Source organism: Halomonas sp. SCS19 (assembly GCF_040147015.1).
GTDB lineage: Bacteria > Pseudomonadota > Gammaproteobacteria > Pseudomonadales > Halomonadaceae > Halomonas > Halomonas litopenaei.
Map to the genome: position 1 here is coordinate 4,558,010 of NZ_JAMSHN010000001.1, position 14,740 is coordinate 4,572,749.

The following is a 14,740-nucleotide window of genomic DNA, read 5'->3' on the forward strand; positions in this document are numbered from 1 at the left end:
GGTTATTTTCTGTGCCCCACCTTCCACTGAATCGAGAATACCGTCCCCATCATCATCGATGTCGTCGACATCCAGGACGCCATCTCCATCGATGTCGGAGCCCCCGGCAGCACGCTCCCGCCCGCCCTTCTGGGCTTCCACGTGCTGCAGGGCGCTCATCAATACATCATGGCCTGCATCATGATCCGCGGAGCCCGTATCTGTCGTTGCGACCGCGGCGTCAGCCGCTTGCTTGACGTTATCGACGGTGGCGGTACTGGCAGCATCCAGCAACACCCGGGCTTCGAGTTCGCGAATCAACAAGTCGTCCTTGATCATGTCGGATCTCCCTCTTTGAATTCGGGCTGACCGTCACCTGGACGTGTCAGGTTTCAATGACTGCGACGCCTATGACCCCCACTCACGCACCAGCACCTGGGCCACACGACGTGCCATGCTGGCTGCCAGGCTAGACGGTTGCCCCTCCAGGTGAAGCTCCCCGCGAAGCTCGGTGAGCGGCGACGATTGGTCCTGGTCAGAGACTGCCAACAGTTCAAATAACGCACGTTCCGGCACGGAGCGTTGGTCATCGGGCCGTGCCGCGATAGGCCCGCCGTGGTCTGACGCCAACATCCACTGATCGACGTAGCGGGAAGCGGCGGCGGCGATTCGCTCGACGTGCATGGGGGTCTGCGGCCAGAGACGCTCGTCATCGACAAAAAAACAAGGCTGACCGAGCGCCAGCAGTCCCAGATCATCGCTGCTGACGTAGCCACGGGCGGATAGCCGATCCGTACTGGCTACCAACGCCAGACGAAGGTCTGTGCCGACCCAGCGGCCCGAATGCAGGTAGTCGGCAAGCTCAACCACCGTGCCGTCCATGGGGGCGATGACGTCGAGCCGACGACGTTGATCGGTGAGTCCAGCAAGCTGCTGGCGTTGCATGTCCCGTTCGCTCTCCAGTACCAGACTCTGGGACAGGTCCGTGTTGTCGGCACTTCGTCGGTCCAGGCGCCTATCCACCAGATTCAGATGTTCCTGCACCGTTCTTTCCCGCTGTTGCAACGCTGGCACTTCGAGCCTGACCAGTACCTGCCCCCGCTCGACGACATCGCCGACGCGGACCAGCACCTGCTCGACCCTGGCGGCGCGATGGGCAAACACCGGAACCTGTTGACTGGCGCCGAACACCACCGGCACCGTGATCCGATGAGGCAGAGGCAAGGCAACGAAGGCAGCGATGCCGGCGGCCACCGCCAGGGTCATCAGCACCCGCCGGCCAGCCTCCCTGCGTCTTTTCCACCAGACCATCAGCTCACGCAGTATCGGCATGACAATGAACCATAGAATTTCCACGCTGAAGAGAAAGACGCCCAGCACCTTGAAAAAGAGGTGGTAGACCACCAGGGCAATCCCGAGAAACAGAAAGAAGCGATACACCCATACCGCCAGGGCATAGCCGATCAATACCCGGCGCTTGGCACGACTCAGCGCTTCCGGCGGCGTATCGCCAAAACCGAAAAGCCCTTCCCTCAACCACCAGCGCCCCATGGCAAAGCCCCGCTCCTGCAGGTTGACAATGCCGAGCAGGTCACTGAACAGGTAGTAGCCGTCGAAGCGCATCAGGGGATTGAGGTTCACCGCCAGGCTCAGCACCCAACCGGTGGTGGCAAGCGCAAAGGCCACGAAACGCAGAGCGCCATCTGGTAGAAAAACCCAGGCCAGAGTGGCATAGACAGCGATGACCAGTTCCACCGCCACCCCGGCCAGATCGATCAGCACACGTTTGCGCCGCCGGGGCAGCCGCCAGGCATCGGTGGTGTCGGTAAACAGCACCGGCATCATCACGATCAGCGCCACCCCCATGCTCGACACACGAACCCCAAAGCGGGTCGCACAGAAGCCGTGGCCAAGCTCATGCAGCGTCTTCACCAGCACCAGACTCAGGGAAAACGCGACCACGCCGGAAACGCTGAACATCGCCGGCAAGGTGGTGAAGAAGCTCTCCCACTGGCGAGAAACAAGGTAGAGGCCAATGACACCCAGGATAGCCGTGAAGAGCCAAAAGCCTCGATGAAAGAAGATGGCGACCAGCGGTAGGCAGCGCTTCAACCCACGCCCTGGATACACCAGGGGGATACGCACGAACAGGTAGTGATGAAGCAGCCACTTCCACCAGGATGGCCGGCTGGCCTCACGATATCGCCGAGCCTTGTCGAAGCTGCGGCCTTCGCTGGCCTCGAGCAGGTCGTTGTGATCCAGAAATTGCTGGATCTGGCGAATATCCTCTTCGCTGATGTCGACGTGTCCGCGAGCGTCAAGACGTCGTCTCAAGGCCTCCACCGTCCCCGCCGACCAGCAGGCGAGAATATCGACGACCCTGGCATCAATCTCGAAAAACCGTCCGGCCAGCGGGTCATGAATCTTCCAGCGAGCGGCCTTGCCTGGTTCTGCCCCACCTTCAATCAGCTCGAGCTCCTGACGAAGCGACCCAAGCAGCTCCTGCTCTGCTGAATCAGACGTGTCCTCCATTGCCCTGGCCACGGCCTAGACGCCTGTCAACTGTCTGAAGGTGACGATCGGGCGCCGGAATAGATAGTAGAACAGTGATACCGGCTCACCATGGATTCGCGCCGTGCCTCTGAGACCCAGCCGCGGCATGTCTTCTCTCGGCGTTTCCGGTATCGCCATTACCTTGAAATTGGCGATACCGCTGGCGTTCTTTTCGGCCTTGTAGGCGGCCCGTGCCACGACCGCCGACACCGGTTCAAGGGGTGCTGCATCAAGAAACACATCCACCGAGGCCCCACGTTCGAGGGTGACGGCGTCGGCTGCCGCCACTTCTAGCCGGAAGGCAATATCCGCCGGGTCCGCTACCTGCATCACGGCTTCACCCACCCGCACGGGACGCCCTACCCAATCCTGAGGGTCGCCATAGAGGGCGACCCCGCTGCGCTCGGCGCGAACTACCGCCTTGTCGAGCAGGTCATGGGCATAATCTCGCTCGGCTTCGGCAACTCTCAGCTCGCTGCGAGCGATGGCGAGCTCGCGCTTGGCCTCACTGCTTGCGATGGCAGCCTGCTGCAGCCTCAGCGCCTTGGACTGGGCCACCTGGACCTTGCGCTGGGCAACTTCGAAGTCATTGCGTAGTTCCACATCCACCAGCTGGACCAGCGGATCACCCAGCGCCACCCGGGCGCCGGGAGCGACCAGGATGCGGTCGACGACGCCCGCCATCGGTGCCGCCACGACGAACGGCTCACTGGCGACCACCTCAGCGGGCGCCCTCGACGTCAGCGGTACCTGCACCAGTGCCAAGGCTGTCCCCAGGCCCAGCACCGTAGCCAGCGCCAGTCCGCGCGCCCCCCGTGCTCGCCCAAGAGGCACACGGCGTCGACCTCGGATCGCACTGGCGCCGTGACCGTAGGCCTGGGCAAGACGACTGGCCAGGGCCAGGTGCGGTGTTTCCCAGGCATGCTCGCGAGTCAGTAACCAACCGGCGCCGATGGGACGGTCGCCGTGGCTTAATGGTATCCACAGCCCATGGCGCATGGCGGGTATGCCTTCGTCCTCCAGGACGTTGGCAAGATCCAGCAAGCGCGGCTGCGTCTCGTCCCGGTGTTCACGCCAGTCACTGCCCACCAGATGCTGGTAGGCAAGCACCTGAGCACTGTCATGAGGCACCCGCGCGAGTCCTCCCACCGCCTTGACTCGCCAGCGATTTCTGCCCGACAGGCAAAACACCAGTGACTGGCGAGCCTGGAGCAGACTCTGCCCCTCATTGGCCAGGTGGCACCACAGCTGGTCGAGGCTGTCACAGTGGCGCAAGGCGCCTTCGATACGAATCAGCCGCTCGCCACCTGGCCCCATCTCCGAGCCGCTCGCTCTGGCCTGGCCCACCGCCACCGGGTGTTGCGCCTCGGCGGTAGACTGGCGCTCAATCGCCACACTCGTCATGAGGAGGTCACTCCACAGCGCCTGCCCTCACCGTCCCCACTAGAGAGCCAGGTCGCGGTGCCGCTCATCCCGGGAAGAACCCGTGCCGGTGCCTTGTCCACTCGGCTGATGACCTTGACGGTCTGGCTGACGGGATCGACGGCAGCCGAGATGCGCGACACTTCTGCGTCAAGCCTGTCGCCGGTCTCGTCCACCTCAAAGCCGAAGGCGCTACCCCGGGTCATCCAACTCAACCAGCAGGAAGGCACCACCATATGCAATTCCAGTGCGCCGTCACTCACCACCTGGATCAGGGGAGCGTTGGCTTCCGGCGTCTCGTTGGGGCGTACCATGGGCTCAACCACTCGCCCGGCAAAAGGTGCCTTGATCTGACAATCCTTGCGTTGCTCCTGGATGGCGGCCACCCAGGCCCGCTGCTCACGCACCTTGAAACGTGCAATGTCGGCATCCGCCTGTCCGGTGGCGCCCATCTGCAACAGCTCGTTCTGCATGGCGGCGTTGCGGGATTCCGCTGCGGCCTTAGCCTCCGTCGCACGCAACTCGGCGTCGAGTCCGGCGCAGTCAAAGCCGACCAGTACCTCATCGGCATCGAAGTGGTCGCCTTCCTTGAACGGCACCTCAAGCACTCTGGCCGATAGACGACTCGACAGTATCGCCTCGTGCTCGGCCCTCAGGATGCCTCTGGCCTCGCCCATGTCGCTGGCCTGGGCAGCCCCCGACAGCAGCACTGCCAGCACAAGTCCCGGCCAGAGCGTGCGAGTCCGCTGGCCACACTGCCCCGCCCCCAGGCTTCTGCTGTTCATCCCGTGCGCCCTCATGGCGATGCCACCACGTCAATGGCCAAGGCATCGCCACGCTGCGCCCACAGAGCACGCAGATCATCGGCAAGCTCCAGGACGCTTTCGTTGCTGCTCATGCCGGCATCCACGGCGTCGATGCCGGTGGCCGTATAGACATTGGCGTAGGCCCCCTGGAGGTCCGACAGCGCCTGATCCATCCGCACCTCGGCCAGCAGGGTATTCATCTGTTCGCGAATCAGGGTCTGCTCGCTGACGTGCCTGGCACGATAGCCGGCTTCCACCTGATGCTCGATCGCTCGCTGCACCTCAAGGAATCGCTTGGCCGTGCCGAGTTCTCCACGCCGCAGTTCATAGCGTGCTCGGGTCACCGATACCTGAGTCGCCACCGCCATGGTCAATGCCAGGCTCCGTGCATCGAGCAGATCGCTCTGGGCGTCGATACGATCCTGACGGGCCGGCAGACTGAACACCTTCAGCAGGTTCCAGCTGGCGCGAGCGCCATAGCTGACCCAGTCACTGTTGTAGAGAAAGTCGTCGTCGCTATAGTTGGCTCCGACGAAGAGCTTGAGACTCGGCAAGGTTTCCAGAATCGCTGTGGTGCCTTCGCGCTCGTTGTTGCGCAATTGGTAGGCGACTTCGCGCAGCTCCGGGCGATTCATCACCGCCAGCTTCAACATGGTGTCGTAGGAAAGGTCGATCCCTTTCCAGGCCAGGTCACGCGGCGGCAACACCAGTTGGTAGGGTTGCTCGGGCGGAAGGTTCATCAGCGCTGCCAACTGCTGCTTGGACACCCGCAGTTCCCGCGTCAGTGACTCGAGGTCGCGGCGTATGGTCAGCAGTTCACGTTCATAGCTAAGCGCAGGAAGCGGCGCCGTCAAAGCACTGCGCTGCTGCCGGTGGGCCTGATCCAGCGCCCTTCGTGTGCTCTCCTCGAGCTCTCGAGTCTTGGCCAACAGACGTTCTGCGCTGACCGCTCGCCAGTAGGCGGCGCGTACATCCTCGATGATGCGCTGGATGACCTTGCGCTTGCTTTCCTCGGCCAGCATGACGCTGTCGGCCCTCTGCTGAGCCCGCACATAGGACAGGCCAAAATCGAGCACGTCCCAGCTCATGGTAAGATCGGTCGCCAACTGGTTGCGTTCGCTGGAGGACGAAGGTTCCAGCGACTCCTGACCACTCAACAGAGAAATACTGGAGCTGCCGGGTTCATTGTCGCGTCCCGTATAGTTGAGGTTGCCGACCACCTTTGGAAGCAAATCGTAGTGCGCCAGATCGAGCTCCTTGGTGCGCAGGGCCTGCTCCATCACTTCCACCCGATAGTCCAGGTTGTACTTGATGGCGCGGGCCATTGCCGAATAGAGATCGATAGGGGCAATAACAGGTTCCTGACTGGCCGTGACCCTCGCCAACAGGTCGTCGGCGCGTTGTTCATTGGCCTGTTGCGACATCGGTTGAGGGGTGACAGCGCAGCCGGACAGCACCAGCGCCGTTGCGACGCCGACCCAGGTCTTTCCATATTGCTTTCCGAAGCACGAGGCCCTCTGGCCTGCCACTCCACACTTTTTATCGACCATCCCTGTGCCCCCTGCCGAAATTACCTCAGCCTTCAAGAGTGACGCGTCTTGCCTGCTGGTTGCGCACCTGCCTACCGGCCGCCACCGACAGGCGCCCAACATTGCAACAGCGCACAAACGTCGAGAAAGCGAGCGTATAACTTATGTTACTTCGTGTAATCAACTATCCAGAGAGCTGGACAATGGGTCAATATGAAAACCCGAAGAGCGCAAAGGTTGGCCCAGTTTCTTGACCTTGATCACAGTCATGACCGACAACGTTCGGTAGTGCACAGAGTGTCACCTGGGCGAGAAAGGCCCTCTTTTGTTACACCTTTCATGCTCCTTTTCATTGGCTGGGTACGGATACACACGCAGCAGGTAGCGCGAGAAAGGCATGACCTAGCTGCATGCCATCGGATGCGAAACCCTCGCTTAACGGGACAAGCGCCACCAGCCAGCATCGTGAATTTCCAAGCCATCTAGAGCGAAATCGTCGGTACGCGACAGCCATGATCAGTCAGGAAAGCATGGTGAAAACGTCAGGACACGAATGTTGGGATCAACCAGGAATACAAAGCGGGATCAAAGACAGGAAATGGGAATAGACGCGGGGGTCTTCGCAACCACTGAGCGACATGGCACCTCCATGCCGGGTCCAGTAGCTGGCTGTGGTGTCTGTCGTCGTACAAGGAGGGGATAGCGCCTGACGGGCAAGGTCCTCAGGCGCTTGTCAGAGGTAAAGGCGATCAGGCCTCGAGGAAGTCTCGCGGCAGTTTCATCATCTGGCGCCACAGTTTTTCGACGCCGGGCTTACTGAATGCAACCAGGAGTAGTGAACAGCGATGCAGTGCGTGGCCGACAGTGGTTGGCCTGATCTGGTTGGCCTGATCGCACCGACATCAGGCCTCGAGAAAATCCCGCGGCAGTTTCATCATCTGGCGCCACAATTTTTCGACGCCGGGCTTACTGAATGCAACCAGGAGTAGTGAACAGCGATGCAGTGCGTGGCCGACAGTGGTTGGCCTGATCTGGTTGGCCTGATCGCACCTACATCAGGCCTCGAGGAAGTCTCGCGGCAGCTTCATCATCTGGCGCCACAGTTTTTCGACACCGGGCTTATGCACCAGTGAACAGCGATACAGGCGTATCTCCAGCGGGACGTCCCATTGCTCGCCACCGGCGCGCACCACCGCCCCAGTCTTCAGCTCCTGCCTGAGGCAGAAATCAGGTATCCAGGCCATGCCCACGCCCTGCATGACCATGGCCTTGAGCCCCTCGGCCATGGCGGTCTCGTAGACGGTACGCAAGCGCATGCGCAACGGGTCATTCTTCAACAGCATGCGCACGCTACGCCCGAGAAAGGCACCCTGGGTGTAGGCCAGGTACGGCAGCGAGTCGTCACCGTCCAGAGGGAAGCGCGGCGCCCCCTGCTCATCCGGCAGGCTCACCGGTATCATCTTGACCCGCCCGATGGAAAAGGAGGGAAAGACTTCCCCGTCAAGCTGCATGCTGGCGTAGGGGTCGTAGTAGGCCAGCATCAGGTCGCAGTTGCCTTCGCGCAGCACATGGATTGCCTCCCCCACGTTCATCGCCACCAGCCGCGTTGGCAACTCCCCGAGCCCCTTCTGCAGCCGCGAGATCCATTGAGGGAAGAAGCTCAGCGCCAGCGAATGGGCCGCCACCACGTCCAGCGCCTCGTTGGCCATGGCCAGGCCGCGCAGATGGCCGAGGGACTCGTTGAGCTGCTCGACGATATTGCGAGCGGTCACCAGAAACAGCTGCCCCTGAGGGGTCAGGTCGATGGGCGTGGTCGAGCGATCCACCAGGGTGACGCCCACCGCCTGTTCGAGTGAGCGAATACGACGACTGAAGGCCGGCTGGGTGACGTGGCGCTGGCGTGCGGAGGCCGAGAAGCTGCGGGTGTTGGACAGCGCCACGAAGTCCTCGAGCCATTTCGTTTCTAGATTCACCAGCACTCCTTGTCAAGACACCAACCACACGGGACGCCATCGCCTTGAACGTGACCGAAGGGGCCACATCAGACCGCCCGATAAAACGGCTAAATGTACCGGAAAGCGCCCACCTTCCCAAGGGAATACTGACGCTTTATTGCTCCGCTACGCTGCGTGCCACTGTGCCGGACATTGACCAGCCTCCAGCAGAGCCTTGTTCTCTTTTTGCCTCGGGGGATGGCAAGGCAGCGGCGGCGCCTGCACAGGCTACTGCACAGGCGCCAGCAGGTAGGCGGCCCGGGACACCAGCTTGCGCCACAGCGGACGCGAGCGCAGCTCGTCGAGGCTGACCTCGCGACAGTTGGCGAAGTCCTGTTCCAGCATGGCTTCCACCTCCAGGGCGAACGCCTGATGTGGCACCAGGGCGGTGATCTCGAAGTTCAACCGGAAGGAGCGGTTGTCCAGATTGACGGTACCGACACTGGCGGCGCTGTCATCGATCAGCATGACCTTCTGATGGAGAAATCCCGGCTGATAGCGATAGACCTTGACCCCGGCGCGGATCATGTCCGGCAGGAAGGCGAAGGCCGACAGGAACACCAGCAGATGGTCGGGACGTTCCGGCATCATGATGCGCACATCCACCCCGCGCATGGCGGCCAGGCGCAGTGCGTCCTGTACGCCCTCATCGGGAACGAAGTACGGACTGGTCACCCACAGACGCCGATGGGCGCTGTGGATCAGGTGCTGGACCAGCAGGCTCGCGGTCTCCTGGGGATCCGCCGGGCCCGAAGGGACGATCACCACATGGCGCCCGTTGCCTTCATCGAGCGTGCGCTGATCCACCTGGGGCGCCCAGGACAGACTCAGCATGGTGCCGGTGGCCCAGTGCCAGTCCTCCCAGAAGGCTTCCTGCAGCCCCAGCACACTGGGCCCGACCAGCTTCAGATGGGTATCGCGCCAGGGACCGTGGCGAGGATCCTGTCCCAGATACTCCACCCCCACGTTGAAACCACCGAGCCAGCCTTCGCGACCGTCCACGACCAGGATCTTGCGATGGTTGCGGAAATTGAGCTGGAAACGGTGACGCCATCCGCGCGAGGAGTGAAAGGCGCTGACGTGGATGCCCGCCTCGCGCAGCTCGCCCAGATAGCCGTCGCCAAGCTGCCGGCTACCGATCTCGTCGTACAGGAAGTAGACCCGTACCTGGCGCCGTGCCGCCCGCACCAGATGTTCCTGCAGCCGACGACCAAGTTCATCATTACGCACGATGAAGAACTGAATGAGGATATAAGAGCGGGCCGCATCGATACCGGCAAACAGGCTGTCGAAGGTCTGATCGCCATCGACCAGCAGCTCCGTCGAGTTGGCGCGGGTCAGCGGCATCATGGCAAGCTTTTCGACCGCCTTGACGTCGGCGTCGGTGGCCCCCACCAGATAGGAATCGAAGCGATCTCGATAGCGCAACAACACGCGCCGCAGCAGCGTATCGCGCTGGCCGCGCGCCGACACATAACCGTAGAAGCGTGGTCGGCCGAAGACCCAGTAGGCCGGCAACGCCAGATACGGCATGGCGACCAGCGAAATGATCCAGGCGATCGCCCCCTGAGAGGTTCGACTCGACATCAGCGCGAGCACGGCGGAGATGGCCCCGCCCAGGTGAATCAGAAAGATGGCCAGGCCAAGCAGCCATGAGGTCATCGAAGGTCTCCATCCGTGTGACACCGCACCACATCGAGCGCTGAGCGTCGGGGCGCACTAGCTAGCGTTATTGCGGACTTCAGCATACCCGTAACGCAGGCGGCCCCGCCAGATGACGGGGCCGCCTATCGTGTCTCGCCGTGCACCGGGGCGAGACATGGCATGGGGAGATCAGACGCTCTCGGCGATGATTTCCTTCCACTTGGCCGGACCGGTCTGGTGCACCGATGAACCCTGGCTATCCACCGCCACGGTCACCGGCATGTCCTCCACCTCGAACTCGTAGATGGCTTCCATGCCCAGGTCCTCGAAACCGACAACCCTGGAGGCCTTGATCGCCTGGGACACCAGGTAGGCCGCACCACCCACCGCCATCAGGTACACCGCCTGGTTGTCACGGATGGCCTCGATCGCGATCTGACCACGCTCGGCCTTGCCGACCATGCCCAACAGGCCGGTCTGCTCGAGCATGGTGCGGGTGAACTTGTCCATGCGCGTGGCGGTGGTCGGTCCGGCCGGCCCCACCACTTCGTCACCGACCGGATCGACCGGCCCCACGTAGTAGATGAAGCGCCCTTTCAGATCCACCGGCAGCGACTCGCCCTTGGCCAGCATGTCGACCATGCGCTTGTGCGCCGCGTCGCGACCGGTCAAGAGCTTGCCGTTGAGCAACAGGGTATCGCCCGGCTGCCAGGTCTTCACCTCTTCCGGGGTGACCTCATCGAGATTGACGCGCTTGACGTTGCCACCGGCTTCACGGGTGATCTCCGGCCAATCCTCGAGCTTGGGCGCCTTGAGCGCCGCCGGGCCACTGCCGTCCAGGGTAAAGTGGGCATGACGGGTCGCCGCGCAGTTGGGGATGATCGCCACCGGCTTGTTGGCGGCGTGGGTCGGGTAATCCTTGACCTTGATGTCGAGCACCGTGGTCAGGCCACCCAGCCCCTGGGCACCGATGCCGCTGCGGTTGACCTTGTCGAACAGCTCCAGGCGCAGCTCCTCGGCGCGATTGGCAGCGCCCCTGGCCTGAAGGTCCTGGATGTCGATCGGATCGAGCAGGGCTTCCTTGGCCAGCTCCATGGCCTTCTCGGCGGTTCCGCCGATGCCGATGCCGAGCATGCCGGGCGGACACCAGCCAGCGCCCATCTTGGGGAGCTGTTCCATGACCCAGTCGACCACCGAGTCGGAGGGATTGAGCATGGCGAACTTGGACTTGGCCTCGCTGCCGCCGCCCTTGGCCGCCACGTGAACCTCGACGGTGTCGCCAGGCACCAGCTTGTGGTGGATCACCGCTGGAGTGTTGTCCTTGGTGTTCTGACGCTTGCCGTCGGGGTCGGCCAGCACCGAGGCGCGCAGCACGTTGTCCGGGAAGTTGTAGGCCCGGCGCACCCCTTCGTTGATCATGTCATCGAGGCTCATGTCGGCCTCGAAGCGCACGTTCATGCCCACATGGACGAAGACCGTGACGATGCCGGTATCCTGGCAGATGGGACGATGGCCGGTGGCACACATCCGCGAATTGATCAGGATCTGGGCGATGGCATCCTTCGCCGCCGGGTTCTCCTCGCGCTCGTAGGCGGCCGCCATGGCGTCGATGAAGTCCTTGGGGTGGTAGTAGGAGATGTACTGCAGGGCATCGGCGACACTCGTGATGAGGTCGTCCTGGCGGATCACGGTCATGGCAGACTCCTTGGCTGGGTCGATACGCCCGCTCTCTTGGCGTCCCGTAGGCGACATGGCGGGCTTGCGAGGGCCCGTAGTGTAGCGCATTACGCCACGGCTCGGCAGCCGTCTGTGCCGGTTCGTTTAACGCGCTACTGACCCGGCGTTTGCTTGCCGGCTGGCGGAGATCCCGCCTCACTCTGGAGAACGAGCCTCCACTGCGCCAATTGAACAAGATGCGCCAGCCAGGGCAGAAAGGGCAGCCAGGCGGAACATCAGGTCAATCGGGCAAGATAACGGTATAAAGTTCTAATAAAGGCACCAGGAGCGTGGTCACGGCAGGACGGACTGCCAGATTCGCCCGCCCCGCTTTCGCTGCCTCCTTTATACCGCCCCGAGCGCCAGCTGACGCTCTCTGAGCTCCTGCAGGCGATCTCGCAGCCGCGCCGCTTCTTCGAACTCCAGATTGGCGGCGGCCTCGCTCATGGCGTCCTCGAGGCGCGTCATCTCCTTGCGCAGCTCCTCCGGCGACAGGCTGGCGGGATCGTAGACCGCTTCCGGTTCGGCCACCTTGCGCTCGCCCTTGCGTCCACGAGTCTTGCGGCTGCCCGGAGCCTGGGCGGCTTCGAGGATATCCGCCACCGAGCGGGTCACCGTCTGCGGGGTGATGCCGTGTTCTTCGTTGTGTGCCGTCTGCTTGGCGCGGCGCCGCTCGGTCTCGTCGATGGTCTTGCGCATCGAGTCGGTGATGCGGTCGCCGTAGAGGATCGCCTTGCCGTTGGCATTACGTGCGGCCCGCCCCACCGTCTGGATCAGTGAACGTTCGGCGCGCAGGAAGCCTTCCTTGTCGGCGTCGAGGATCGCCACCAGCGACACCTCGGGAATATCCAGCCCCTCGCGCAGCAGGTTGATACCGACCAGCACGTCGAACTTGCCCAGGCGCAGGTCGCGGATGATCTCGACCCGCTCCACCGTGTCGATGTCCGAGTGCAGGTAGCGCACCTTGACGTCGTGTTCGTCGAGATACTCGGTCAGGTCTTCCGCCATCCGCTTGGTCAGGGTGGTGACCAGCACCCGCTCGCCCACGGCGGTGCGCAAACGGATCTCCGACAGCAGGTCATCCACCTGGGTCGAGGCCGGACGCACTTCGATCTCGGGATCCAGCAGGCCGGTGGGACGTACCACCTGCTCCACCACCTGGCCGGCGTGCTCGGCCTCGTAGGGACCCGGCGTGGCCGAGACGAAGATGGTCTGGGGCGAGATCCGCTCCCACTCCTCGAACTTCATCGGACGGTTGTCCAGGGCCGACGGCAGGCGGAAACCGTACTCGACCAGGGTCTCCTTGCGCGAGCGGTCGCCGCGGTACATGCCGCCCACCTGGGGCACACTGACGTGGGACTCGTCGATGAACAGCAGCGCGTCGGCGGGCAGGTAGTCGAAGAAGGTGGGGGGCGGCTCGCCGGGGTTGCGTCCGGACAGGTAGCGCGAGTAGTTCTCGATACCGTTGCAGTAGCCCAGCTCCAGCATCATTTCGATATCGTAGAGGGTACGCTGCTCCAGCCGCTGGGCCTCGACCAGACGGTCTTCCTTGCGCAGGAAGGTCAGTCGCTCGACCAGCTCCTCCTTGATCCGATCCACCGCCGCCAGGATGGTCTCCCGCGGGGTCACGTAGTGGCTCTTGGGATAGATGGTCATGCGCGGCACCTTGCCGCGCACCTCGCCGGTCAGCGGATCGAACAGGCTGATGGTGTCGATCTCGTCGTCGAACAGCTCCACCCTGACCGCCTCATCCTCGGCGTCGGCAGGGAAGATGTCGATGACGTCGCCACGCACCCGATAGGTGCCGCGCTTGAAGTCCATGTCGTTGCGGGTGTACTGCAGTTCCGCCAGACGACGCAGAAAGCCGCGCTGATCGATCAGTTCGCCGCGGGTGAAGTGCAGGCGCATCTTCAGATACTGGTCCGGATCACCCAGGCCGTAGATCGCCGACACCGACACCACGATCAGCGCATCGCGACGCTCCAGCAGGGCCTTGGTCGCCGACAGTCGCATCTGCTCGATATGGTCATTGATCGAGGCGTCCTTCTCGATGAAGGTGTCCGACGAGGGCACATAGGCCTCGGGCTGGTAGTAGTCGTAGTAGGAGACGAAGTACTCCACGGCGTTGTCCGGGAAGAACGCCTTGAACTCCCCGTACAACTGGGCCGCCAGGGTCTTGTTCGGCGCCATGACGATGGTCGGCCGCTGCAATCGCTCGACGATGTTGGCCATGGTGAAGGTCTTGCCCGAACCGGTCACCCCGAGCAGGGTCTGGTGGGCCAGGCCCGAATCGAGCCCGCCGACCAGGCTTTCGATAGCGCTCGGCTGGTCACCGGCAGGCTGGAACTTCGACGACAGACGAAAGGACTTGCTCATCATGACTCCTGCTGGGGGACACCACCCAGATCGGGGCGGCTGGCGCCGACTTCAAGTCTCGCGCACGCTCGCCGACGTCAGGTTTGGGCCGTTGGCGCCAGCGTTCGCGTGGTGATTTCCACCGTGGAAGTGGTCATCAAGCGGTGGATCGGGCACTTGTGGCTGATCTCCTCCAGCCGTGCCAGCCGCTCGGGATCCTCGATGCCGTGGAAGGTCATCGCCACATCGAGCCGGTAGACGCCCTTGCGCTCGTCGCGCTCGTCTCTGGTGACCTTGACGCTGACGCCGTCCAGCGGCCACTCCTTGCGCTGCGCATACATGCGCGAGGTGATCGCCTTGCACGCTCCCAGCGACAGATCAAAGTAGTCGTGGGGATCCGGCGCCAGGCCATCGCCGCCGAAGGCGGTGGGCACATCGACCAGCAGGTCGTCGAAGCTTTCGATGCTGACCCGCTGGCGCAGCTTGCCATCCTTCTCGGTAGTGATATCGATACTCATCATTTCACCTCGATGCCGAGCTTGAGTCGCTTGATCGCCTCGATCAGGGCCTCGCGACGCGCGCGCCCTTCCACCTCGGCGCCATGGCGGCCGACCTCCACGCTGTCGACGCCGTCGAGCATCATCAAGGCGGTGGTGATCTGATTGACCTGGTCGGCGTTGTCGACGCCCTGGAAGGTCAGGGATTGCTGGGACATGAGGCGCGCCTCCTTGGCGGGTGAAGC

The 14,740-nt window shown here is 62.9% G+C and carries 10 protein-coding genes; all 10 read right to left on the reverse strand.

The window, feature by feature from the left end; all coding sequences use genetic code 11:
- Positions 1 to 387: 387 nt before the first annotated feature.
- Complete coding sequence (locus NFH97_RS19750; RefSeq protein ID WP_349625413.1) at positions 388 to 2,511, reverse strand: site-2 protease family protein; 2,124 nt, start codon at positions 2,509 to 2,511, stop codon at positions 388 to 390.
- 15 nt (positions 2,512 to 2,526) lie between these two features.
- The gene (locus NFH97_RS19755; RefSeq protein WP_349625414.1) at positions 2,527 to 3,936 is read right to left on the reverse strand and encodes an efflux RND transporter periplasmic adaptor subunit; all 1,410 of its coding nucleotides are present in this window, start codon (positions 3,934 to 3,936) and stop codon (positions 2,527 to 2,529) included.
- Positions 3,933 to 4,739 (reverse strand): efflux RND transporter periplasmic adaptor subunit, encoded by an 807-nt coding sequence (locus tag NFH97_RS19760; protein ID WP_349625415.1) that lies wholly within the window; start codon positions 4,737 to 4,739, stop codon positions 3,933 to 3,935. Before NFH97_RS19760 ends, NFH97_RS19755 begins: the two co-directional genes overlap by 4 nt.
- Before the next feature lie 11 nt (positions 4,740 to 4,750).
- Entirely contained in the window at positions 4,751 to 6,085 is a 1,335-nt protein-coding gene (locus NFH97_RS19765; protein WP_221621200.1) for a TolC family protein, read from the reverse strand.
- Between the two features lie 1,259 nt (positions 6,086 to 7,344).
- Complete coding sequence (locus NFH97_RS19770; RefSeq protein WP_349625416.1) at positions 7,345 to 8,262, reverse strand: LysR substrate-binding domain-containing protein; 918 nt, start codon at positions 8,260 to 8,262, stop codon at positions 7,345 to 7,347.
- A 249-nt stretch (positions 8,263 to 8,511) separates the two neighbouring features.
- Entirely contained in the window at positions 8,512 to 9,945 is a 1,434-nt protein-coding gene (gene cls, locus NFH97_RS19775) for a cardiolipin synthase (RefSeq protein WP_222516832.1), read from the reverse strand.
- A 171-nt stretch (positions 9,946 to 10,116) separates the two neighbouring features.
- Complete coding sequence (locus NFH97_RS19780) at positions 10,117 to 11,622, reverse strand: fumarate hydratase (RefSeq protein WP_045991456.1); 1,506 nt, start codon at positions 11,620 to 11,622, stop codon at positions 10,117 to 10,119.
- Positions 11,623 to 11,988: 366 nt separating this feature from the next.
- Positions 11,989 to 14,019 carry an excinuclease ABC subunit UvrB gene (uvrB, locus tag NFH97_RS19785; protein ID WP_253028651.1) on the reverse strand — a complete coding sequence of 677 codons (2,031 nt, stop codon included), beginning with the start codon at positions 14,017 to 14,019 and terminating at the stop codon, positions 11,989 to 11,991.
- A 77-nt stretch (positions 14,020 to 14,096) separates the two neighbouring features.
- Positions 14,097 to 14,516: an OsmC family protein gene (locus tag NFH97_RS19790; RefSeq protein ID WP_349625417.1), complete on the reverse strand. Its 420-nt coding sequence runs from the start codon at positions 14,514 to 14,516 to the stop codon at positions 14,097 to 14,099.
- Entirely contained in the window at positions 14,516 to 14,713 is a 198-nt protein-coding gene (locus NFH97_RS19795) for a hypothetical protein (RefSeq protein ID WP_045991458.1), read from the reverse strand. The genes NFH97_RS19790 and NFH97_RS19795 overlap by 1 nt, the downstream gene beginning before the upstream one ends.
- Between the last annotated feature and the right edge of the window lie 27 nt (positions 14,714 to 14,740).